Genomic DNA, 22,240 nt, shown 5'->3' with positions numbered 1-22,240 from the left:
TTTTAAAATATCTACATCCTGGCGAAGTTGGCGATTCTCGAGTTCCAATTGTCGTATGCGTTGTTGCTCTGACGTGAGCGGCAAACCAATCCCTGCCTGGCCGTTCTGTTCGGCGCTGTACTGCGTAACCCAACGACGGATCGCCGTCGGCCCTATGTTCATACTTTCGCTGACATGCTGGACGCTCAGGCCCTGTTCTTTGATCATGCGCACGACTTCCAGCTTCAGACTCGTGTCGAACTTCTTGCGTTGCTTTGCCATGTACTTTTCCTCAGTTGATGGATTATCCACCCATTGAGGTGTCCGGCAAAATTAGACCACAGCAGTCCGGTCAAGTGTCGACCACGAACTCATGATCTCATTGCTGGAATAGGTGGGCGATGCAGTGGAGGATAGCTAAAGCAGAAATGCTGGAGGCTGTCTAATGCGATCAGGTGGCGACGATTGCCACAAGCCGGTTGGTGCCAAAGTGCTCAACACGTCGCTGAGTTAGATGGCGGGTCTACTATAGGTCTACTAATGTAGAAATGAAAAAGCCCCGCATCGCTGCGAGGCTTTTGTATTCTGGCTCCCCGACCTGGACTCGAACCAGGGACCTGCGGATTAACAGTCCGACCTTCGAACTACTCGGAAAACCGCATAAATACTTGTTATTGGCGGTGAGGGAGGCAAATATATTTACCTCGGTTTACGTGATTTATCGACGTTTGGCACGGGCAGGTGGGAGTTTTATTTGCCAACCATTGTTACGGCATTGGAATCTGATTCTTCCGCAACGCCAAGCTTCGCCAGTTCGCGTCGCGCTTGCTCAAGTTCCAGCAAACAGCCCAGTTGTTACCGAAAATGATTAACGCCGAGGTTTTCAAATTGACAGCATTTTTCGTCTAAATCCATCGTCACAAATACGAAAAATAAATTTCCATAAAGCAATTTATCGCGCTGTTGATATTCGTATATAGTCAATATTTCTTAACGAAAATGTGGTACGTTTGCAATGTATTTAACAACGTATTTATAGCATTCCCGTGTTGTATGGACTGGGGATAAAAATGGTGACTATGTGATTCCAAATTTTAATTTATCCGGGGTTCTTCCTCCGTTTGACGGCTCCGATCCCGCAGTTGGGTTACCGTCCCCCTATGACACCACCCTCACCGAGATTCATGCTAAATTAGGGTATTCACCGGAACGCATTGAACTGATCCAAGGCCTAATCGACTATCGCTCCGCGTTACGCGCCGTAGGAATTTTTACTGGTTTTCAATTGATTGATGGGAGCTTTACCGAGCAATGTGAAATTTCTCGGGGACGCCCGCCTGCCGACATCGATCTAGTCACGTATGCGTACTTGCCGGTGCATGGGATTGATGTGGCACCTTTCATCAATAGTAATTTGGCCCTGTTTGATCAAAGTCAAACTAAAGCAAATTTTAAATGTGATGCTTATTTTGTTGATCTTTCGAAGGACACACGCCTTGTGGTCGAGGATACTTGTTATTGGTATGGCTTGTTCTCTCATCAAAGAAGTACCGCTCTGTGGAAAGGGATGCTCAAACTCCCGCTTCAATCGGATGACGCTGCAGTCCTCGCCGCTCTAGCAGCAAATGGAGGAAATCCATGATGCGTAAGTTAGAACTTGATGCTCTTCGCGCCGATGTAACCTCGGTCAATCGACTACTACGCTCGCGAACTCAAGAAATCGATCCAATTGGATTTCTTCAGTTTTCGAGGCGTCGCGAACAACTGCAAGAGAAGATTGACGAACTTCAAAATGCTCCTTTTCTTAAAGGGAGCGTCGCTCTGTTCTTTGCTGGTGAGCCAGTGAGTGGTTCTCGTGGTATCCGTGCGGATTTCGCAGGTAAAGCCGTCGAAATTTTCCAAGACGTTGTTTCTAAACAGTTCGCAGCCGTAGAACTAGGCGAGATGGGAGAGCGTGGCCCCATTCCAATGAAAGCAAATTCTGATCTTTTACTTACAGATGTCGCACGTGGCTCCGTGGGGCTTGTACTAGAAGAGGCGGGCGAAAACGATACAATTGCGCGAACACCGCTTTCGATCGTTCTTGATCGGGTAGTTGAGATGTTGGCTCAAACAGCCCGTCCCGAGAGAGCGGCATTCGACGAGTTGCTTGAACATATTGATCAGCGCCAGTTGGTGTCACTCCGCAATTTTTTTCAACATCTCGATGATGCTCACGCGACGCTACGGTTAGTCGAAGGTGAAAGCGACATCATTTTTGATTCGGCCGCTATTCAAAGAGCTCGAACAAGAACAAGTGTGGCGAGAATCGACGAACGAGAGGACGACCAAATGAATGGTCGCCTCTATCTATTGCCAGGTCATCGAAGATTTGAACTGCATATCGATGGGGATCCGCCAACAGAAATTTTTGGATCAGTCTCAAGAGAGTTTGCGCGGGAACACTTGCAGGCCATGCAGGCCGCAAGCGATGTTGTGGGGAAGCGTTGGAGAGTTAAAATACTCATTCGATCTATTCAACGGCAAAATGGCGAGCCGCGGATTTCGTATTCGCTAAAAGGACTTATACAACGACTAGATTAGCCCCTTGGTGCCGATCAATAGTTTGCCATCCGTGTTTGAAAGAAAACGAGCAGATTCTGATTGGCAATTTCCTTTGGTTTCGATAGGCGACCTCCCGCTTACATTCGATACCGAGCGTGTGGATCGCTTGCCTTGAAGTGGTTTCTGGTTCGTTTCCTTGGATCCCGTTCAAGCCCCTATCTGAACTGCATTCGGCGCCGCAGTTTCGCGCCACCGGGCCTTGATATAAATCTCAGTTGTGCGCTTGTCTTTGTGTCCGCACAGCAATTGAATCAACTCGATTGGAACGCCGGACCGCCACATATCCGTGGCTCCCTTACCTTTGAGGTCATAGAAGCCCCAAGGCGGCATATCTTTCAGCGCAGGAATTTCTTCGCGTGCGGCTACTTGCGCACGTCTGAACATCGAGCACAACCCGTCGTACGTATATTGTTCACCCTTCAGAGTGTGGATGAGGGGCTGCGAGATGCTGGTTACTTTGCCATCGGACTCTTTTTCTTGCTCGCTTTGAAGTGCGCGCACCACCGCGTCGAGACTGGGCGTGATCGCGATATCAACGGTGGCGCCGCGCTTGCCCTGTTTGTTACGGATAACACGGCCGTTGTCTTTATTTTTGATGCTCCACGGTCCCCACCCGATAATATCCTCCGGCCTCTGCAGGGTGCTATACACAAGGTCCATCATCGCGCGGACCATCTTGGGGGCATGGGTGTACACACCGTTAAACTCAACGTCTTCGACATAGCGCTCGCGCTTCGTCTCTGTGTTGCGCTTGATGCCGGAGGCCCGCATACACGGGTTGACGTTGATGTTGCCGTGGTCGTTGCGGATCATCCACGAGATGCAGGCTGACAGGCATGCTCGCTCGCGATTGGCACGTACCGACCGGCTCAGTTCTTTACCCAAGTCGAGATAGTCCTGCACGATTTTTGGAGAAACCTGCGTGGGCAAGAGTTTGCCCAAGTATTTTTTCAGAGGAACAATGTCGCGCCGATAGTCGTCCGCCGTGCGCTGTGCCAAGTCCTTTGCGAGAACGCGTTTGTCGCACGTCGCTATGAAAAGGTCGAGAAAATACGACATGGTGCCATGTCGGCCCTCGGGGTCGTTGTACAACTTGCCGCGCTCGCGTGCGCGCTCGACATCTGTGCCGAGGTCTTCTGCTTTAACGGCGGCGGTTAGCCAGTGCGCGCAGCACATCGGCCACGCTGTCTTTTGTCATGCGTTCACCTTTTCGCGTTGTCGGCATAGCCGGATGCCGCGATATTGCCGTGTATGTGACATGAATATGCAGTATATGTGCAGTGCCAAGATATATTATGCAGTGCGTATGCAGTGTTATTGCCGTCTTGTGGGAGTGAGGGAGATGCGCTATTCATTGGCAATAGAGGTGCTTTAAATTTCGATCGACCAGTTTGGTTAAGTACCAAGACGTACACAACATCTCCAATTTTAATCAGAGCATTACAATCAAAATTTCAAATCCTCCGATGTTTTATAGTCGATTCATTAAAATAAAATATTTCACACAAATGTTTGCATAGTGAATATTTCCTGCGCTATGATTGCAGCCATCACTACGTGAGCCGCAGTACAGAATTCAACATTCAAAATTCAACATCTGTTCTATCCTTTCATCGATAGACCAGATTTCACCATGCCGCAAACGCGGCAACATACCTTTGGCGACCATCACATTCGTTTCAAGAATGTTCGATGCTCGCCAAATTTTTTAAACTCAAAAAGAAAAAAGTAGTAACAGTGAGTGTCGAGCATCGCCAGGCTTTACAACGGCGACCAGACACTTTGGAATCATCAGAGGGCGGTAAAGAGGAGTTCCAACTCTGAATTACCCTCAGCCTAACCAAGGCAAAAACTTCGGCATGGTCGGTTAGGTCCTCACGAGGGGGCTCAACTTAAGACACGGCCATCACACAGTCCTCTTCACCCAAAATCCCCGCAAGAAACAAGAGCGAGATCCGGAATTGCCCGGGCTTGCGTGTCGGACGTGGCTTATCCATGTCGGCCCGCATGAAAATCGCGACAGCCCCGGCTGGTAGAACAGAAATTAAAGGGTATGTGCGCATCCCAGAAACCCGGCTAAAGCCAGGAAGCACACCGCGAGAACCGCGTTACCAGATCAGGACTTAGCTAAGTGCTAAGTGATCGTTTCCCGTAAGGAAACGGCGTGCGCCAGCGGCAGAAGGATGGCGTACGAAACGATGATTCTTAAGATCGGGACCTTCACCCCAAAGCCGACGCAGTAGAAACAAATGTAGGACGTTTCTCAGAGTGCATAACTGTGTTCCCAAGACGGGACTAGACCCATGCCCTGTGGGATGCGAGGCATGTAACTCTGATAAAGGAATGAAAAATGAACGAAAATAACAGTGGTCGGAACCTGCTAAAAAAACTTCTCAGCGCAATACTGGGTAAGCATGCAAAAACGAGGGTGAACGGTAACGTGGCGAGTCATAGCACTGCTGCAACTCAGGGCACGAATCTGCACACTTGCTTTAATGACCTGTGGAGAATCGGATGCCGTATCACCGACCCAAAGAATTTGACTCAGACCCACGTTAGAAAACTATGCGAATACTGGCACACGAAGGGAATCGCGACGTCCACCATGCAAGCGCGTCTGTCTTCGCTACGTATATTTTGTGGTTGGATAGGCAAGGGAGATATGGTTAAGAGCCTCCCTGAATTTTTGCCTGACGTAGAGGCGAGGTTGTTACGGGTTGTTAAAACAGCGCAAGACAGCAAAAGCTGGACTGAGAACGGAGTCGACGTGATTGAGAAAATTAAGCTTGCCGACGAACTAGACGTCGTGTTTGGCCGGATGCTGCGGATGGACCTGTCGTTCGGGCTGCGCCGCATGGAAGTCCTACAGATGAAGCCCCACAAATCTGACATGGGAAGCAAGTTGCGCGTGTACGAAGCTAAAAACGGCAGACAGCGCGATATCGACATTGAAACGCCTGAGCAGCGACAAGTCCTTGACCGCGTGAAGGAGGCCACTAAGGGCAAGTTCGATCACCTTGCCTGGAAGCAGACAACCAGGGGAAAGGTTGCGACGCTGGACTATAACATCGGCCGGTACAACAAATGCATGGCCGCCATCGGCATTACCAGAAAGGAGGCCGGAGTGACCGGGCACGGTCTGCGCGCACAGTATGCTGAGAATGCCGCGTTAATTGCTCACATGATCCCTCCTACGCTGGGCGGTACCGGCGGTCAAATGGACAAGGGTGAGTTGGATATCAAACGCGCGCAGATCAGTGAAAAACTGGGTCATAGCCGGATTGACATTACTGGGGCTTATTACGGCTCCTTTGGTCGGAACGTCACTCAGGACACCGCCGACAGATGCAAGGTGACTATTGAGAAGGCGCTTCATTATTGCCATATTGGTGTGACCAAAACCGTCGCAGCAGACCGCATGGAAGACTGCCTCCAAATGCTCAAGGAACTAACTGCGCTCGACGTTGACATTACGGCACGACAGGTCCAAATGCTGTGGGAAATTCACAGTGAAAAGTTTGCCGTCTACTGGAAAACGCCTCACGTGGGTAATGCATCAGCGCTCGAAGCAGTCGCGCTGAAATTGATCAAACAAGAAACCGCACGGCGCAAACTTGGCTGAATGCACGTTGCAATTTCGGCAGCCGATAAGAGTAGAGAACGATTCGTCGCTAAACCTGTGTGAACGGCGCTGATAATTTAGATTCATTTTTTCGCAAGGAGATTGTCACATAGCAGGCAATTTGATTTCAAAAACGGTCGAAAAGACTGAAACGCATACGGATGCAATGAATCTGGTTAACCATTTTTTTGAAGATGATGCTGCCTACGCGACGTTCGCCGTGTTCGCCGGGGCTCAGAATCTGAACGCCAAACGTCCTTTTTGGTCAAAAGCGTGTTTTTTATCAAATCAATGAATTAAACCACTGAGCTCTTATGGTCAAGGGGCAGGTGGCGCAGATACCGGCCAGTTTCAAGGTGATTCGCCACATCGGCCCGGTAATGGCCTGCTCTTGCTGCGACGATATCGTCCAGGCGCCGACACCGGGCCGTCCGCTCGAACGCGGTCAGGCCGCTTGCTGACCCATGTTCTGGTATGGACGTGTGCCGATCTTGAATCCTTTAAAAATGAGTGAAGCATTCATCAAATCATGTTTCGAATTGGTTGCGACAATTAGCGTTTTCAATGAACGGAGAAGAGAAATGGCTAAAAATCGTCGTCACAAACAGATCACAAATGAAATTTTGATACAAGATCACACTTCTTTTTTTTACCCCGTGTCACGATTATTTAAGCCCGGCGCGCTGCGCGCATTTGGAATCGTCACGATCGTTGGCCAGGAATGCGCAGTCCCATTGTAAGTCTGTGTTGAGTGGGATAGTCGCAGGGTACTGGTCGGTTATCACTGGCGGGGCGGAGAAGGGTGTTATCGCGCCCAATTGGGCTTGGAACAGTGGTTCTGTGGCAATAACCTTATCAACGCAAGGCTTGGCATATGTCCAAATAATCCACGTCAGGTAGACTGTCCCCAGTCACTTAAAGAGATGGCTATTGAAGATAATGAGATTGTGCTGGAAGTGACGCGCTTCTGCCAATCAGTCTTGGATGCTGCTGAGGAAGTGACTGAGTCGGTGAAGGGCAAAGTGCGGAACGCGTTAACCACTAGTAATCTAAGTCAATTTGACGAATGTGTCGATGCAGGGAACGCATAAATTTCTGCATTTGACATCCACCACAGGGGTGTTAATGCCCCTGTGGCTGTTCTAGACCCATACCTCAGACCCACGTAAGACGCGGTGATTTTTTCGAACGAGCGACCGTCCAACTCGAGCATTTTTGAATTGCTCAATTAATCAAAAATTACTATAGAAGGATGCACGGATGTTGGTTGGGGCGAGTAAATATCCTCGTCTTTTCTTTGTTGCCGCAGCTGCCATTTTCACCGTAGCGGCAGCCAAGTCACGTGGCAGTTTTTCAGTGGGTCGAGTACGAGGCTGTGCGGGCTGAATGATGGGGAGCACTATTTAATGCCAGGAGACGGAAGCCTTATTTCTTTTTCTACGAGTCCAAGCATATGAGACGGGGACGTGCCCAATGCTGACGCCAGCTTAAAAATAACTCTGATTGTCGGTTGATTGACGCCTCGCTCAATCAAGCTCACAAAATTGCGCTCGATTTCAGCGGCAAATGACAATTGCTCTTGTGAGAGCCCCGCTTCCTTTCTCAGGCGTCGTAACACGTGTCCAAAAGCGATCGCAGGATCCAATTATTTCTCCCAATATATTGGGAGAATCGTGATCGTGTGCTATGGTTGTGTCTTCACAATATATTGGTAATATTGTCTTTGGGGATACCAATATTGATACAGGGCGCTGCGATTGACCTTGTGGTATTGCAGCGGAGCGCGGCCAATAGGCTAACTAAAATCTAGGCACATATGGTCCATCTAGTTGACAGAACGAGAGCGAAACCATTATTAGTCGTCGCAACGCTGCTATTACTGGCAGCATGTGGTGCAAAGACCACTGAAGAGGCGAAATCATTGGCATATTATGGGGAGCACCTCGCAGAGGCCGACGTGGTACATGCAAAATGCGAGGCAATGGCAAAACACGAACTGAGTACGATGTCCCCGAGTCAGCGGTTTGCATGGATGGAAACCGCTACCGGAATTAACTGTAAAAATGCCGCACAGGCGCGCGGCGACGAAACTTACAGGGCATATCAAAAGAAAATGAGCGACGCCGCGAATAAATATTGAGGGTACAAATGCGTCAGATAGACAATCGTGAATGGGCTTTGTTACTTGACCATATGAAACAAGTAGCGCGAGATGACGTACGGCTGTATTTTGCGCCCTTTGTTTGGATGGTGAAAAAAATCAAAGAAGGCGTCAATCGACTCAAGTAGTAGTAATGTTATCGCGGCGAACGAGGTGATCATTTCGATCATGAAATCGTGATCTTCCAGCGGTATAACGGCTCTGGCCTGGGCCGACTGTCCTGGAGAGATGATGTATTTTTCGAAATGATCACCGTGTTGTCTTGGGGCCGGCGTACCTCGCAACACCGGCGACGAGCAGGACAGCATTGTGGGGGAAAACCGGCATCCGCAGCCTTCAACGCTTTTGATCTTCTTCGATTTATTTATTCCGGAAACTTGAGTTAGCCGCAGCATACGTTTGACTGACATGAAAAATACCGTGGATGCCCAAGAAAACCGAAATTTTTTTGATGGCTTGGTGGCTTGCCATTTCGGAAATGCGATTTTCTGTCGATGTAGATCACTTCGCGCTTTCCACTTGCAGCAATCGATCGTTGATGGCCTGGATGTCATGCACATACCGCATGGCCGGTAGTAAAACCGAGAGTGCCCGTCCGCGGCCATTGCCAACTTCCTCGATGGCGATCGCAATCAAATCTATCAAGATAGCGATTGGCTGTTCGAAGTCCGATGAAAAATCCGTTTTCGTGCCATCCGCGTTCATTTCCATCGCCTCCGATCGTACAGAGCGCTGGTTTCGCTTATTGATAGACATCGTGACTCCCTGATTACTTGGGTTGCCGACTGAAGACCGTACCTGGTACGGTCCCGGCGCTCGTGTTGTTGGTTCAACTCTCATCGAATCGACGCAGCATTGACGATCTCGGTCATCTCCGCTCGCGCTCTGGCTGCATTAGCCCGTTCGATGTGCCTCTCCATCGCGGCTGGATCGTCATTCACATGCGGCAAAAGCAGGGCGGTCACTGAAGCGGGATCCAGGATCGGATGAGGCTTGCCGTGTTCAAATGCGCGAAGGACGTTGGCGAGGTTCGCAGCCACCAGCACATTCGTCGGACCGTTATCGATTTTTACATCGTTGCCTTTGATCGCAACCAAGGGAATGAGCTCGCAGGGGAGGGCGGTTTGGCGCTGTAATACGCGAATCGCATTCTTGACCTGCTTCAGGGCATTACGCATGTCCGTATCACCGTAGGGAGATGAAACCTTCCAGGTGGGGGAATCCGCTCTCGCTGAGAGGGTGCCGGATTTGCATTTCGTCTCAATCACAAAGACGTTTCGCTCGGTGATCAACATATGGTCGACCTCCACGGAAAATTCACTTGGCGCGTGTTCGTTAAAGACAAACAATTTGCCATGAAGGGAACGGGATGCAGGTAAATCCTTCTTGCGAAAATCTTCAATGAGTTTTTGCACATAACGTTCGGCAGCGATCCCCGCCATTTTTTTCTGAATGGCCGGATCCTCAGCATATTGCTGCATCCAATGCAGGATATTGAATAGTAGTCCACAAGGGAGAGCGGCGCAGAGCGCAAGCATGTAGACCGTGATCTGATCAACATGCGTGGGGGTGGCAGAGAGTTTTTTTGCGGTGACAAAAAATACGAATAGAAACAAAATGCTTGCTAGGCACTTAATGGGACCGTAGAGCAATTTCGTCGATGACCAACTTGTCGAGCACCTTTCCAGATGCAACGCCCGGGAGATGGGGCGTTTCAGAAGAAAGAAAATCGCCAGCATAATCGTCGTTGTCGCCCACATCATCGCGAGCACTCCCCATGCCAATACAGCGCTTCCCACCGCAGTGAGGAAATCGTCATTGTTATTTTTTTGGTGACTCATGACGGTCTCCCTTAGGTTGTTGTAACTGACGGATGGCGCAACGCAGGCCAGCGATGGGGCCATGTTGCTTGATGATCCTGACAGTGCACCAGAAATCATCAGCCAGCTCGAGTTTGGCAATCGTTATGGCGTGATGACGGGTATGAAATGCGTACATCACGTGCTCCAGTGAGGCGCGCGGCTTGAGCAAACGATGGATCAGGCAATTCAAATCCCACCACGCGGCTCTGTGGTCGCCTCGGCCTGCCAGCTGCGCTTTGACTGAGCGGCGATCCATCGCCGAGACGTCGGTCATCCATACACCTCGGGCGGAAACGCCTGGCGCAAGGAAGACTTCCTTGGTCCGTTTGCTGTTGGTTATTGATTGTAGAAACCTCGCTTTTTCTGTTCTTGCGAAATCGGTAGACATCAGGTTTTCGTTGGTGATATGGTCGGTATCCATGTGGCGGTATTTTCCCATTGCATTGTTGGTGGTCGGCAGGTCATGTGAGGGCGGGGCTACTGTCCTGCATGGCTATGTAGCGCGAATCAACTGAATGCAGGACCGTCCATTGATAGTAACAATGGAAAGTGCGTTCGCAAGTTGTCCAAACAGAGAACGACAGGAAGCAATCGGGGCGTGGACCATATCAAAAATTATTTTTTCAGCCGGCCGAGGGACTTGTGGTCCAATTTCTCTTGGTTAGAGCCTGACATTGGCCCGCAGCCCAGTCCCCTGGCACGTACGGAAATCATGAAATAGGCACTTAGCAATGAACTGTTGTGTCGTGCGGTGACTTCTGTCAGGTCCGGCGCATCGACGAAGCAAGAACGTGCGTACGCACGGGAAAACTGGACAAGCAATTATTAAGTGATTTGCCGGTCCCAGTTTTGAGGACGGTGGGTGGTTCCGACCGATTTAGACCGGTTTTACATGTGACAAGCGTAATGTTTTTGTTTTCCCATCTGATGTACGGTCCGTCTGGCTGCGACGCGACTTGGAGTCGAGTCGATTACTGCAACGACCTCCATGCTCATCTTCCTCTCATTACCGCACCCGTTGCCATAATTCTCTTTCAAAAATTGAATAATATGCGCGTTGGTTGGTAAGAAAAAACGTTACCCCACCTTCTCGCATGTTCGAGTCCCACCATGTCTCAATCTCGAAACGTGTTGTGTAAAGTATAGCGTTCAGTATTGTAATAGCGGTTACTTTTCTTTGCGACGGAGGGGCATGGTTGCGAACATGGCGCTAGAAGGCCCGCACGAGCAATTGCAAGTCATTCGTGACCAGCAGGTGGCTCGCGCCAGTACCATGACTTTGGTCACATTGATGGGCATGTTCACAGGTAGTTATCTCAGTCCATCTGCACAGGAGAGGGTGGCCGCGCAAGTTGATGATGAGGCCGGCCGAGCACATCGCAGTCAGTGCTGGTTGCTGAGAAAAATGCTTTAAGCGTGAAGTGGCTGTTACGCAGCCGCGCGTATCATTACTGCGAATCAGGCGTTGCCGAGGAGACGCTTGAGGTCGGGGTTGGCCCCAAACTCACTTGACGCTTCCGTGAGCAAGCTGTGCATACTCATGCTAGCGCCACCACCACCTTGGGCCAGCAGGCGTAGAGCCGCGTGCCAAGCTGCCCGCCCGGTGCTACTTATACGCAAGCTAGCAACGTCACCGCCTGCGCGAGACCAGATTTCCTGGTCCAGTGGCCCCTGCGGATACAGCGTAACCAGTAGGTCTTCGAGCTCGCGGGGACTTGCGGAGCTCGCAGTAGAAGGAATTACAATGGGTTCCTCTGCAGACTTGAGTTGTCCTCCCTTGCGCAGTGCAACAGGAAAGTTATCTTGCGTGCGTGTAGTCAGTACGGGGTTCTGAGAGCTGTGAGTAGCCGGGACAAGCTCTGCAAGATAGTGGAAAAGGTCTAAGACTCGTATGAGGCCATCAGAGCGGTCGTCCACATCGCCTTGCAGCCCTTTGAGGAGGAAATGCGTAAAGAGGCTGTTGCGATGAAGACTAAGGATGACAGAGCTTTCGTCAGATGCACTTGCTGAAATGATGACGCGCCCTTTCCCTTGCGCTAGTGCGTCAAGCCTTGGCCCACCGAAAGCCCACTTAGTGACGTCTTCGGCGGCCCCTTTGATGCGTGCTACAGCACCTGAATGGCAGGCGTCTACGAGAACTAAGAGGCGTTCTGCGGGAATCTGATTTAGTAGTTCGGAAAGCTCTTCGGCCTCTATACCGGTCTCGCGAGGTCGATAAATGTCGAACTCAGAAGGACATAGATATGTGCCACCGTTTGGTCCTGACAGCTGCTGCGCGCCATGACCGGAGAAGTAGACGACGACTGTGTCGCCAGCCCCGGCGTCGGCCGCCAGCTTTTTGAGCCCGTTCACGATGGCGGTCCGAGAAGCGTCGGCGTTGCGCAGGATGTGCACGTTCTCAGCGAGATAACCGCAGTGCTTGGCGCTGGCCAGAAAGTTGGCGATATCTTCAGCGTCATAGACCGGCGCCGAGCCGAGAGGGGAAAGCGATTCGTATTCACCGACGCCGATGACGAGTGCTCGGCCAGATTGGAAGGTTTTGCTCATCGGCTCATTCTAGCATGCGGCTATCACGCAGCACCTGTAGAACTGGATTTCCGCTGAAGTCCCGCAGGGAGGTGCGCAGGAGATTCGATGCGGCTGGCCCTTGGCCCGCACGTACATGTTTGAGGCAGCGATGCCATTGGGCTACGCCATTGCCCTCAGAGCTCAGCTGATTGTCCTTGCCGCCGGTACGGCTCCAAAACTCTTGGTGCGTTGGCCCTTGTGGGTAAAGCTCTGCCAGCGTTTCCTCAAACATCTGCCACGCATCGTCGGCGGGAATCTGAACTGGCTTGCCCATGCGAAAACTCAGGGGAAAGCTATCCCACCAATTCATGACGCTCAGACACTCCCTGCAGAGCGGAAAGAAGTCGTCACGCGAGCGGCCGTGGCTAGCTGCCTCCGCAGCGGCGGAACTCCAGAGGTGTGTTCGAATCAATTTGCCCAGGGCCATCGCGGGCGCCGACGCGAGTCGGCAACCAGGAGTGCGCGCCAATGAATCGAGAAGAGTCACGCATTCATAGTCGCTCTGAGGGTAAAGCGTATTGATGATGTTGATGAACACCGCGTGGGATTTCTGCGCCAAAGAGGCCATCAACGTGTTGCCTTTGAGTGTGGACCTCACTTCGCTGCGCAGAGGCTCTTCGATGGCTCCAATACTGGCAGTGCCGTCCAGCACGGCGGCTAGCCACCCCTTTGCGGTGAGACCAACGACATCCGAAGCCAGCGCCTCAGGTATGAGTTTCCAAGCATCGGCCCTGTTCGGCACATGCGAGAGGTCCGCAAGTCCTGCTCTGACGAGTGGTCCCCAGATTCGGTCCGACCGTTCACCGCGCTGAATGAGCGCCTGCAGCCCTTGCAACCTATCTGGTACCTCGGTGGCTTTGTTCCGGTTCCTGGCAATTGCTTGGTCCAGGATGTCGAACCACACTGGCGAAGTCCAATCGAATTTGTGCACAAGATTCGGGTCGCCAGTGATGACATCCGCCGCTAGAGCGGTGACTTCCTCAATGCCCTCGCGTACCGCAATTCCGATGATATCGTCTGGCGAAGCCTTCGAGAGCGCAGACTTGATGGCCACACGTCGAAAGCCGTTGGGAGGGACATGCTTCAAAACTTCAGATAGGGCTTTAGGTGGGGTATGCGCTGCGGCCAGAGCAACGCCACATAGTTGCCATGCTCCGCGATTTGCGCTTTCTTGAGCGACACTGTCAGCGAGGGCCGAGGGCAGTACGGCGGGAACAGTGCTCGCCAATACTTGAAGCTGGCCTTCCGCACCGAAAAGCGCCAGAACTGGCTCAAGGCCTTCCGGTACCTTCGCGATAGTCTCCCAAGCTAGAGTGCCGATGCCGGCGCTCTGGGCGTTGATTGCGGACGCATACCCAGCATGAACGTCGGTGTTCCACCATTTCTGTTGCGCCGCGCTGCGGGCGGCCTGGTCAAAAAGATGGCAATCGTCCTCGGTCTTTGCTGCTTGGGTAGCGCGATTGCGAACCCAAGCCCTTACAGCCGCAGTCAATGTGCTAGTGTCGAAACGCTCCAGCTGCAGGTTGCGCATCGAGAGCACGTCGGCCGGTGTCCACTGCCCAGAAGTGGAGGTGAGCTTGTCTAACGCGACCTTGCGGACATCGCTTGCTCGCTGCGAATCCCCTGACTTGGCCGCCAGCAGCCTCACAAGCCTGATTGCGTCGCCGACTCCGGTAGGGCTTTCCCACAGAAGAAAGGCTTGCTCCAACAGGATGAAGGAGTTCGCCGACTGCAAGTCGAACGCAGCGGCTTCGCCGAAGTCCAGCAACGGCCGGCCTTCTGGCATGTTCAGAAGGGCTGCTACACCAGTGCTGGGCGGCTCGCTCGATGCTGAAAGCACTTGCCCTTGCGGGTACCGCGATGCCAGCTCTTTGGGAGCTGCAACTGCAACATAGGCTCCAGTGTCTTCCGGCGAAAAGCTCAAGCTGAATAGGATTTCGCGGCGCATCTGCTTGGGGACGACCTGCAGTAGGTCGAGCATGATGTCGTCGAACCCCGTCTGCCCAATGTGTATGACGGGTCGTTGCTGCGCTGAGATGAGCGCGTTGGCCATATCGAGCAGGAGCGGGTGGTGCGCGTTAGCTAGCGCGGTAGTCGCGTTGGCAATGGGCACGAAGGGCGTGCGGTCGTCGTTATCGTGCGACTTGCGCAGATTGTCGGCCAGCGCGCGAAGGTCCGGGATAAGGGGCAGCTCAGTTAGCGAGATGAAGGCGGCGACTGAATCGACCATACCTGCGCGAGTCGTGTCTCGGCTGCTCCGTGTGTGGATAAGGACGAAGTAGCCGTCATGGATGGCAGTGCGGAAGTAGGGTTGCCACTGCAGGCCGGTCGGAACAGTCCCGGGAAGGTCGGTGAGCCAGGCCGCTTGGCGAAAGACAGCCTGCGAGCCGGGTTCCGTTGAAGACAACAGGGCGTGTCCTCCTTTAGGGCCATACCAAGCTTTGTGAATACCCATTAGTTCTGGAGTGCCTTTGCAAGCTGCGAAATAGGAGCAGTGAGGTCTGGCGTGTGTGTTCCGTCTGTCGTGACCACCCACCCCATCTGCTCTGCACCCTTGTAGATGAAGTCCTTGTTTGGAGAATCCTTGGAAAGCGCGACTCCGGTTGCGGAGAGACCAAGTACAAGCGTGCGGCGCTCGTCCCAATTGTTGCGCACAAAGGCAGCCAACAACGGTAGATTTTGGCCCAACACCTGCTCTGGAGTCGTACCTTCTGGTACTTGAAGTTCGTCCCAGCACGACAGAACCACCGCCAGTGCCGGTTTGGCCTTACCTGTGCGTACGTGAGTCGAGTACAGCAGCATCTGCAGCAACTCCACGAGCCGTGCTTGTGGCGAGCGCTCAATGACAGCGCCATCAGGCCGAGAAGATTTTAAGTCGCCAAGCGGCCTAGAAAAAATGTCTTCTGCCAAGGGCGCGCGCTCGGGCCTAACCATCAAAATCCAGCCGTCTGCGGTCTCGACGCGCTGCTGCCAGGACGCAGGGATACGTCGCTCCTCAAGGAGCTGGCTGACCTGCTCGCCGGCATAGTCTGGCCAATTCAAGTCAATTGCCAGGTTGTCTTCGGTTAGGACCGGTAACAGGGTCTCGGTGTAGGTGCCAGCGGCCGTATGCGCTCCAGGGACTCCCCCGTTGAGCGACTGAACCACATCATCGAAAGCTGCCAAATCAGGGGCGGCGCCACGCATGCGCATGGAACCTGTCTCGGCGTTCAACCGAGCTATGAGCTGCGCACCGTAGTGGCTCTTGCCGACGTTGGATTCACCGAAGACGGCAATATTCAGAGTTTCCTCAGGCATAGACGCCCCCGACCTGACGCAACAGTTCCCGTTCATGCTGCAGCTCGGCCAGCCTGTGAAACGGCATCTCCGGAACTGTCAGAGCCCATTCGAAAAGCTCAATAAGGCCTTGACCTCTGTTGTGTGCCTCTTGACCCGGAGTGGAATGCATGCTCACGCTGAAGGTGCGATAGCTGCCAAGGGCTAGGTCTGCGGCTTGAGTTACTGCCTGCCGCATTTGGTCATCGACCTTCACGTCCCCCTTCGTCCATACGAGGGCAACCGGTCGGTCGCGCCGCTCAGCACCGACACGTCGAAGCAGTGAGACAAGGTTCGTTCTGGCGACGCCTAAACGCGGGCCGGCAAGCGCATCTGAGTCCGCCACAACAACGAGTACGTCAGACGCATCTGAAAGCCAGAGAGCACCAGATGCGTCCTCGGCATCGCGACGCACTGCCCAGCGACTGAACCATTCGCCAGGCGCATCAGCGAAGAGGATGTCGCGCCTGACTTCGTGCACATTCAGGTCCAGATGCAGCAAGCCCGGATGCCGGCCTGTTCCGCTAGAGGTATGTGGCGGGAATGTGGGGCCGTGCATAGAGTTCCAGCGCAGGCTACCTGCGATATTCTCCCAGCCCTCCAGTGTCAGGGAGCCGGCGAATGACATTCCCTCAGGGCAGATGTCGCGCCCAAGGAGCAGGTACCATGCGCCTAGCAGTGAAGTCTTGCCGCTCTCAGCAGCGCCGAATAGGCCTACGAGCCGCGTTCGCGCCTTACCTGCCAAGAACCCGATGTCCATGGAGCCCAGGGCATTGCCAGTCCAAGGCAGCCGTGCGCCTTCCTCCACCAACCCAACTGTGCCGGTTGTTTCGGCCTCAGCCTTTTTCTGCCAATGCTTGCAAAGGTGAGGCGAGGCCTCGCCGACAAGGCATCCAACTTCGTCAGGAGCGATGCAGGCAGCTTGTGAGCAATGCCCGCTCACGCTTTCTCCTCAGGCGGTGTAACCTCGTCTGGTGAGGACAACGCGTCCAATGCCTTAACCTCTCGCAACAGCCAAATTGCCCAGTCGCCGAGAGTCATCTTCGTCTCCGGGTCGAAGCCAATCTGCGAGAGTTCAGCTTTCCCGGCGGCACACGAGTTCGCCAGTGCCTGAATGAATAGACTGCGACACCCTGACGGGATATGCTGTTCCTGTAGCCACTTGCTGGCTGCAATGCGCGTAGATTGCCTCTGTGTGTCCAGCAACTCTTTCATCGCGACATGCTCTTCGCACCGCGTATTAGCGGCGGCGCGAACCGCCTCAAACAGAAGCGACTCTACTGCCGGCGGGTAGACCTCTGGCAACAGGTCCGCCATGTCGAATGCCATGTGGAGTGCCAGGAGCGGAGCCTCTAGTGTCCGGTAAGGCGCATTAGCAGTCTCCGAATAAAGAGCTTGCCGCCACCAGAGCAGGCGGTTCGATGTGCTCAGGTGATTGCTGCGTGTCTGTTCAGCGCGGAGGAAGTCATCCAGCTTCGTTACGACAGAGTCGCCCAGTGTTTTCAGCGCTTGCGTGCTTACCTTTAACGCAGCGTTGGCTGCCTTGTCATGTACATCCGTCAGAATTGGTGCCATTCGGTCCGCGAACTCATACGACCACGACGCCGGTTGGTTGGTCCAGTGCGGGTTGGGATTGGTAATGGATACGTCGGACTTGTTCGTACTCGGTCCCGCCGCCGCAGCAACTTGTGCGAACCATGCGTTCGGTTCCGTATTTTTCAGAGTAGGAAGGGTCGGCAATTTTAAAGTTGCGACACGCGCTGGCTCGGATTTTGTTGGCCAGAGCTGGGTGATGCGTTCAGAAGTGACGCTCTGCGCCCGTTCCAAAATCTTCGACAAAATACGCTCTTCCTGGCCCACATTGAGGTGGGGCAAGACGTTTGCTCCAACTAAGCTGACGGCGACGGCCAAGGTGCCTTGCTGCTCCATGGCTCGCATGACTGCTTCGAGAATAATGGCACGGTACAATGTGAGCGGTTCGTCTTGGAATGCACCCCGGAAAGTGGGCCAGTGTTTCTGCAGTAGCTCGCCGATAGCGACCAGCGTCGGGTGCTGGCCGGCGGCGGGGTCCCAAGCCGCGAGCAGCGATGCCATGGCAACTTTGGGCTCTGCCGCGTATTGCTGAGCCAACTCGTGACAGGCGTCGCCCAATTTCTCGAGGCGGGAGTCCTCTCCACCGATGTTCAACAGTCGCAGATTCAGGAATTCCTGCAGCACATTTGTTTGCATTTTTGCTCCAACTTAAAAGTGCCAGTTCACTTTTCCATATCATACCGGCAACTTGCTACTCCTCACAAGCTGCAGCACTGCTTCCTGCCTCTCGGCCTTGCCAATATTGGTTGCCAAAATATTAAAAGGTGTCCTAGTAGGACACTTTTTCCCTTGCAGAAAGTAATGACCAGTATGGTTGGAACTGCCAGCTTGCCCGGGCAGCGTAGGAGATTTGCGAACTCTACCCGCTGGCGTCCTGGTAGCCCGGGGGCACGCTAACGCGGGTCCTCAAAGAGGGGCATTAGCCCCGCACGGTCTTTGGCGGGGAGTTTGTGCCAAGCTAGTACCCACCTAGCTAGGTCAGCGCTTTCGCAGTAAAAATATGTGGTTGGCACATCCAGCACGTGCGCAATCATAGCCGCTGTCTCAAACGGTGGCTCATGCACGCTCGTCTCGTAGCGGCTACTGCTGACGTTTGGGCGAGGTATTCCGATTTAACTGGCGATGACGAAATAAAGCTCTGCAACTGCACTAAGCGCGGATGACCGCGAGACAATCTGCGCGACGAGCGTTGGACCAAACCAGGAACCGGCGGCTAGCTTGCGCGAAGGCAATGTAGGTGGGGCAGGTAGTGGCTGAATGCACTGCATGCCAGCACAAACTCGGCGCTGAAGTGGGCATGGATTGGCGGCGACTCTGGATTTGTCCGAACCACTCTAAGCTGGCTCGCGCGGCCCCATTCTGATGGTGCAAGATGTCGGTCAATTATCGAGAAACGTGAGGGATAGGTATCGTTGTGAAGGGCTTCTTTTTGGGGCGCGATACGGTCACATAGTGCCGTGTCAGGTGGGGCAAGCTGGTGTGACAAATTGGGCGCATCGTGATATCTTAAGTCATTGAAAGATAAGGGAAATTATCCTTGTGAGCGGGAATCTCACCGCTTCCGCCAGATATTTTCATTAACCCCTTGATGTTTAAGGGGTTTTTGTTTTTATGGATATCCTGGTATGCCATTCGGTATGCCATCTATGTTTGGCTCGGATTGACTAAAGTTTTGCAGAGTAATGGAATTGATTGGCAAAAATTCTGCTATTCGCACTAGAGCCGAAAGCTAAAACATCCCATTCCCACTCGTCGTCTTCTCAGGAATCTCCTGCGTCACATCCCAATGCTCGACAATCTTGCCATGTTCCAGACGGAAGATATCGATGATGGCGACGCCGCGATCAGTGGGGCTGGTGGTCTTATGCACATGCAAGATGACAAAGTTGCCGTCGGAGAACGCTTGCTTGATTTCACCACGCGAGGTGGGGGACATTTGCCTTGAGGAAGTTGATGAAGTTATGAAAACCCTCAATGCCATCCGCCGCGCGGGGATTGTGCTGTTTATAGTATGGCCCTAAATATTGGCTCGCGGCGGCAAAGTCCTTCTGGTTCAGTCCAGCTTCGTAAAAGGCAAGGACGGTTTGCTTATTTTCTTTTATTTGAGCGGCGGAAGGCTGATCGGCATTGGACATGATGGTTGCTCCGGAAGGTGTCGCTGAGTCTATTGGCGTCGCGGCATTCGCACCAGACATCAAGAGACACGTTAATAATGCAAAGCACAATGCTTGTTTCATTGCCGATATCCCTTGGGTTAATGTCTCACGATAGTAACTTTTTTTAAAGGTGTTTCACTTACAAAAAATGGGCCTTCCCAGCCGCCCGTGATCTGTGGAAACTTGCCTGGCTCAGTATTTATGGAAGCACCAACCTGGCTAGATCCGTCAAGGCATCTTCATCGGCCAAGAAACCAAATACGGACGAGGTGAAGTTCATTTATTTTATTTGGATTCATATCAGTTCTTCGTCGTATGGCGATGTAGCGTTGACTGGTTTTAATTTCCGTTGCCGGATACTTTTAATAGATCATCAAGCCATTCCAGAAAATCGGCTTTCATGGCCAGGCAGATGCCATGGCCAATGGGATAAAGATGCGTGAGATGGGCCACACCCAATTCGCCCAGTAATTGGTCCGAGCGCTGCGCCCACATCACTGGCAGTTTGGTGTCAAACTCGCCATGGCCGATAAAAGCGCGAAGGTTTTCTAGCCGCCCTTTATCGGCAATATGCGGGGCGAGTTCTGGCAGGATGCGCCCAGACAAAATACCAAAGCCCGCGACGCGTTCGGGTGCGCTCAGGGCCACACTGGCACTGAGGATGCCGCCCTGGCTGAAGCCCGCAATGACTGTGTTGCGCACCGGGATACCATACCGCGCCTGCACCTGTTGCACAAAGTGGATCAAGGCCTCCCGGCTGTTCTCGGCTTCTTCAGCCACGATACTGGGTCCTCCCGAGGTGAATGCAACCCTGAACCAGGCAAACTGTTGCGCCCCCAGCTGCAATGGACCGCGCGGGAAAATCACCAGGGTTTGCGGGTCTATGTCCGCGGCAAAGTCGATCAAGTTCGTCTCATTGCCACCGACGCCATGCAAAAGGACCACACACCGGGTGGGCTTGAGCGGCACCGGTTGCCTAATTAGATAAGACAGGCCCAGGTCGGCATCCGTGTGCAAGTCCGGGGTGGACGGGATTGTGCTCATATTGTAATTTCTTTCTATGTTCAGACTATGGCGCCGCTGAAACAGCGGCGGGCTGTGGCATGCCCCAGACAAACGAATCCATGGATAATACGCCGTGGGTGATACCGCCATCAATGGCTTGTACGGTGTCGGAATCGTTCTGCGCCCCCAGCGCTACCAACAGAGGAAGGAAATGCTCTTCCGTCGGGTGCGCCCTCTCGGCATGCGGTGCTTCGGCGCGATACCAGATGATCCGACTTGTCGCCTTGGCAAGCACTGCAGTGTGTACCCAGGCGGAGAATTCCCTGACATATGCCGCTGGTGCGCTGCCCAAATGGCGGAACTCAAAAAGGTTGTGCGTCATGCTGCCGGACGCGACGATAAGCACACCCAGCTCACGCAGTGGCGCCAGGGCCTGCCCCAGCTTCACAGCCTGCAGGCTGTTCAAGTTGTGGGGCATGGATACCTGAAACACCGGAACATTCGCTTTGGGCAGCAGGTGCATCATTGGAATCCAGGCACCGTGATCGCGTCCGCGATGCGCATCGAATTCAGTAGCAAAGCCCGCTGCGGCCAGCAATCTGACGGCCTCTTTGGCGAGTTCCGGCTGACCGGTCGCGGGATACTGCAATGTGTACAAATTGGCGGGGAAGCCGCCAAAGTCGTGCACCGTCCCGGGCTGTTCGCTGCTCATCACCGTCACGCCTTGTGTTTGCCAGTGCGGCGACACCACCAACACTGCTTTGAGTGCAGGGAGGTACTCGCCCAGTTCGTGCAGGCGGGGCCCAAGCACTCCAGGCTCAATGGCAAAGGTGGGAGCGCCATGTGAGATAAAAAATACCGGCGCTAGAGTGGTGGATGTCATGTTGTTTCTATTTTAATTAACGCTGGCTACGCGCATCGACACTCCATTCACCGGCACCATTGGCAGCCAGCGCCAGCAAGCCGCCGACCACTGCGATGTTCTTGAAGAATAGCAATTGTGTGACGTATGCCTGGTCAGCAGGCGCTCCCCAATAGGCGTGGAAGAAGAAGCTCGCCACCAGCGTGAACGCTGCCAGGACCAAGGCCGCGAAGCGTGTTCCGAATCCTGCCAGAAGCGCCAGGCTACCCAAAATTTCAACGGTCAGCGCCAACGCTGCTCCGAGGGTGGGAAGTGGCAGGCCCACAGAGGAAATGTAGCCGACGGTTCCGGCGAAGCCGGTCAGCTTACCGATACCTGCGGGAAGGAAGAGCGCGACGAACAGCAGGCGAGAAGCAAGGGTGAGGCTATTTTGAACGGACTTGGACATGATGATCTCCCAAAAAAATGAAATGAACTAAAGGATTGATACGGCGGGATCTCTGCAGGGCTTGG

At 53.3% G+C, this 22,240-nt stretch carries 19 protein-coding genes and 2 pseudogenes; 5 read left to right on the top strand and 16 right to left on the bottom strand.

What is annotated here, in order from left to right:
* The coding region (locus BM029_RS17370) for a transposase (RefSeq protein WP_139217277.1) at positions 1 to 261 on the bottom strand (261 nt) is incomplete at its 3' end.
* Positions 262 to 1,060: 799 nt separating this feature from the next.
* On the opposite strand from BM029_RS17370, the gene BM029_RS17360 reads away from it, so the two are divergent.
* Together BM029_RS17360 and BM029_RS17355 are read left to right on the top strand one after the other, a co-directional pair.
* Complete coding sequence (locus BM029_RS17360) at positions 1,061 to 1,621, top strand: DUF6932 family protein (RefSeq protein WP_092438130.1); 561 nt, start codon at positions 1,061 to 1,063, stop codon at positions 1,619 to 1,621.
* On the top strand, positions 1,618 to 2,562 hold the full coding sequence (locus tag BM029_RS17355) for a hypothetical protein (RefSeq protein ID WP_139217276.1): 945 nt from the start codon (positions 1,618 to 1,620) through the stop codon (positions 2,560 to 2,562). The genes BM029_RS17360 and BM029_RS17355 overlap by 4 nt, the downstream gene beginning before the upstream one ends.
* Before the next feature lie 168 nt (positions 2,563 to 2,730).
* Here the strand turns inward: BM029_RS17355 and BM029_RS17350 are convergent, their stop codons facing one another.
* Complete coding sequence (locus BM029_RS17350) at positions 2,731 to 3,759, bottom strand: tyrosine-type recombinase/integrase (protein WP_092438126.1); 1,029 nt, start codon at positions 3,757 to 3,759, stop codon at positions 2,731 to 2,733.
* 1,174 nt (positions 3,760 to 4,933) lie between these two features.
* Between BM029_RS17350 and BM029_RS17345 the strand changes: the two genes are divergently transcribed.
* Both BM029_RS17345 and BM029_RS25685 read left to right on the top strand, forming a co-directional pair.
* Complete coding sequence (locus tag BM029_RS17345; RefSeq protein WP_092438124.1) at positions 4,934 to 6,205, top strand: phage integrase N-terminal domain-containing protein; 1,272 nt, start codon at positions 4,934 to 4,936, stop codon at positions 6,203 to 6,205.
* A gap of 335 nt (positions 6,206 to 6,540) precedes the next feature.
* Positions 6,541 to 6,657: pseudogene (locus tag BM029_RS25685) on the top strand (IS66 family transposase zinc-finger binding domain-containing protein); the annotation flags it as partial.
* Positions 6,658 to 7,604: 947 nt separating this feature from the next.
* On the opposite strand, the gene BM029_RS17335 reads toward BM029_RS25685, so the two are convergent.
* The 5 genes from BM029_RS17335 to BM029_RS25680 all read right to left on the bottom strand — a co-directional run bounded on the left by BM029_RS17335 (position 7,605) and on the right by BM029_RS25680 (position 10,649).
* Positions 7,605 to 7,850 carry a helix-turn-helix domain-containing protein gene (locus BM029_RS17335; RefSeq protein WP_244545106.1) on the bottom strand — a complete coding sequence of 82 codons (246 nt, stop codon included), beginning with the start codon at positions 7,848 to 7,850 and terminating at the stop codon, positions 7,605 to 7,607.
* A gap of 536 nt (positions 7,851 to 8,386) precedes the next feature.
* Positions 8,387 to 8,776, bottom strand: a complete 390-nt coding sequence (locus BM029_RS17325) for a hypothetical protein (protein WP_139217274.1) — start codon at positions 8,774 to 8,776, stop codon at positions 8,387 to 8,389.
* A gap of 91 nt (positions 8,777 to 8,867) precedes the next feature.
* Positions 8,868 to 9,122, bottom strand: a complete 255-nt coding sequence (locus tag BM029_RS17320; RefSeq protein WP_139217273.1) for a hypothetical protein — start codon at positions 9,120 to 9,122, stop codon at positions 8,868 to 8,870.
* An 80-nt stretch (positions 9,123 to 9,202) separates the two neighbouring features.
* Positions 9,203 to 10,207 (bottom strand): nuclease-related domain-containing protein, encoded by a 1,005-nt coding sequence (locus tag BM029_RS17315; protein WP_170851120.1) that lies wholly within the window; start codon positions 10,205 to 10,207, stop codon positions 9,203 to 9,205.
* Positions 10,188 to 10,649: a hypothetical protein gene (locus BM029_RS25680; protein WP_139217272.1), complete on the bottom strand. Its 462-nt coding sequence runs from the start codon at positions 10,647 to 10,649 to the stop codon at positions 10,188 to 10,190. Before BM029_RS25680 ends, BM029_RS17315 begins: the two co-directional genes overlap by 20 nt.
* Positions 10,650 to 11,420: 771 nt before the next feature.
* Here BM029_RS25680 and BM029_RS17310 point away from each other — a divergent pair.
* Positions 11,421 to 11,642, top strand: a complete 222-nt coding sequence (locus BM029_RS17310; RefSeq protein ID WP_092438112.1) for a hypothetical protein — start codon at positions 11,421 to 11,423, stop codon at positions 11,640 to 11,642.
* A 44-nt stretch (positions 11,643 to 11,686) separates the two neighbouring features.
* Here the strand turns inward: BM029_RS17310 and BM029_RS17305 are convergent, their stop codons facing one another.
* The 9 genes and pseudogenes from BM029_RS17305 to BM029_RS17265 all read right to left on the bottom strand — a co-directional run bounded on the left by BM029_RS17305 (position 11,687) and on the right by BM029_RS17265 (position 22,175).
* Positions 11,687 to 12,775 (bottom strand): caspase family protein, encoded by a 1,089-nt coding sequence (locus tag BM029_RS17305; RefSeq protein WP_092438110.1) that lies wholly within the window; start codon positions 12,773 to 12,775, stop codon positions 11,687 to 11,689.
* A 4-nt stretch (positions 12,776 to 12,779) separates the two neighbouring features.
* Positions 12,780 to 15,251, bottom strand: coding sequence for a GAP1-N1 domain-containing protein (locus BM029_RS17300; protein WP_092438108.1), 2,472 nt, complete (start codon positions 15,249 to 15,251; stop codon positions 12,780 to 12,782).
* The gene (locus BM029_RS17295; protein WP_092438106.1) at positions 15,251 to 16,093 is read right to left on the bottom strand and encodes a TRAFAC clade GTPase domain-containing protein; all 843 of its coding nucleotides are present in this window, start codon (positions 16,091 to 16,093) and stop codon (positions 15,251 to 15,253) included. The genes BM029_RS17300 and BM029_RS17295 overlap by 1 nt, the downstream gene beginning before the upstream one ends.
* On the bottom strand, positions 16,086 to 17,054 hold the full coding sequence (locus BM029_RS17290) for a TRAFAC clade GTPase domain-containing protein (RefSeq protein WP_092438104.1): 969 nt from the start codon (positions 17,052 to 17,054) through the stop codon (positions 16,086 to 16,088). The genes BM029_RS17295 and BM029_RS17290 overlap by 8 nt, the downstream gene beginning before the upstream one ends.
* Positions 17,051 to 18,340, bottom strand: coding sequence for a GTPase-associated system all-helical protein GASH (locus BM029_RS17285; RefSeq protein ID WP_092438102.1), 1,290 nt, complete (start codon positions 18,338 to 18,340; stop codon positions 17,051 to 17,053). The genes BM029_RS17290 and BM029_RS17285 overlap by 4 nt, the downstream gene beginning before the upstream one ends.
* A 1,093-nt stretch (positions 18,341 to 19,433) precedes the next feature.
* A pseudogene (locus tag BM029_RS17280) lies at positions 19,434 to 19,899 on the bottom strand (nuclear transport factor 2 family protein).
* A gap of 300 nt (positions 19,900 to 20,199) precedes the next feature.
* Positions 20,200 to 20,904 carry an alpha/beta hydrolase gene (locus BM029_RS17275; protein WP_092438100.1) on the bottom strand — a complete coding sequence of 235 codons (705 nt, stop codon included), beginning with the start codon at positions 20,902 to 20,904 and terminating at the stop codon, positions 20,200 to 20,202.
* A 25-nt stretch (positions 20,905 to 20,929) separates the two neighbouring features.
* On the bottom strand, positions 20,930 to 21,748 hold the full coding sequence (locus BM029_RS17270) for a DODA-type extradiol aromatic ring-opening family dioxygenase (RefSeq protein WP_092438098.1): 819 nt from the start codon (positions 21,746 to 21,748) through the stop codon (positions 20,930 to 20,932).
* Between the two features lie 16 nt (positions 21,749 to 21,764).
* Entirely contained in the window at positions 21,765 to 22,175 is a 411-nt protein-coding gene (locus BM029_RS17265; protein WP_092438096.1) for a DoxX family protein, read from the bottom strand.
* Positions 22,176 to 22,240: the final 65 nt, after the last annotated feature.

Origin of the sequence: Collimonas sp. OK607, from assembly GCF_900111995.1 — a bacterium.
GTDB lineage: Bacteria > Pseudomonadota > Gammaproteobacteria > Burkholderiales > Burkholderiaceae_D > Collimonas.
This window is presented reverse-complemented; position numbering and strand designations above follow the sequence as displayed.

Excerpts from the sequence above, each read along its gene's own strand:
- BM029_RS17275 (WP_092438100.1), bottom strand. The coding sequence starts at position 20,904 with ATGAGCACAATCCCGTCCACCCCGGACTTGCACACGGATGCCGACCTG.
- BM029_RS17345 (WP_092438124.1), top strand. The coding sequence starts at position 4,934 with ATGAACGAAAATAACAGTGGTCGGAACCTGCTAAAAAAACTTCTCAGC.
- BM029_RS25680 (WP_139217272.1), bottom strand. The coding sequence starts at position 10,649 with ATGGATACCGACCATATCACCAACGAAAACCTGATGTCTACCGATTTC.
- BM029_RS17265 (WP_092438096.1), bottom strand. The coding sequence starts at position 22,175 with ATGTCCAAGTCCGTTCAAAATAGCCTCACCCTTGCTTCTCGCCTGCTG.
- BM029_RS17350 (WP_092438126.1), bottom strand. The coding sequence starts at position 3,759 with ATGTGCTGCGCGCACTGGCTAACCGCCGCCGTTAAAGCAGAAGACCTC.
- BM029_RS17270 (WP_092438098.1), bottom strand. The coding sequence starts at position 21,748 with ATGACATCCACCACTCTAGCGCCGGTATTTTTTATCTCACATGGCGCT.
- BM029_RS17295 (WP_092438106.1), bottom strand. The coding sequence starts at position 16,093 with ATGCCTGAGGAAACTCTGAATATTGCCGTCTTCGGTGAATCCAACGTC.
- BM029_RS17305 (WP_092438110.1), bottom strand. The coding sequence starts at position 12,775 with ATGAGCAAAACCTTCCAATCTGGCCGAGCACTCGTCATCGGCGTCGGT.
- BM029_RS17355 (WP_139217276.1), top strand. The coding sequence starts at position 1,618 with ATGATGCGTAAGTTAGAACTTGATGCTCTTCGCGCCGATGTAACCTCG.
- BM029_RS17310 (WP_092438112.1), top strand. The coding sequence starts at position 11,421 with ATGGTTGCGAACATGGCGCTAGAAGGCCCGCACGAGCAATTGCAAGTC.
- BM029_RS17315 (WP_170851120.1), bottom strand. The coding sequence starts at position 10,207 with ATGAGTCACCAAAAAAATAACAATGACGATTTCCTCACTGCGGTGGGA.
- BM029_RS17300 (WP_092438108.1), bottom strand. The coding sequence starts at position 15,251 with ATGGGTATTCACAAAGCTTGGTATGGCCCTAAAGGAGGACACGCCCTG.
- BM029_RS17285 (WP_092438102.1), bottom strand. The coding sequence starts at position 18,340 with ATGCAAACAAATGTGCTGCAGGAATTCCTGAATCTGCGACTGTTGAAC.
- BM029_RS17325 (WP_139217274.1), bottom strand. The coding sequence starts at position 8,776 with ATGTCAGTCAAACGTATGCTGCGGCTAACTCAAGTTTCCGGAATAAAT.
- BM029_RS17320 (WP_139217273.1), bottom strand. The coding sequence starts at position 9,122 with ATGTCTATCAATAAGCGAAACCAGCGCTCTGTACGATCGGAGGCGATG.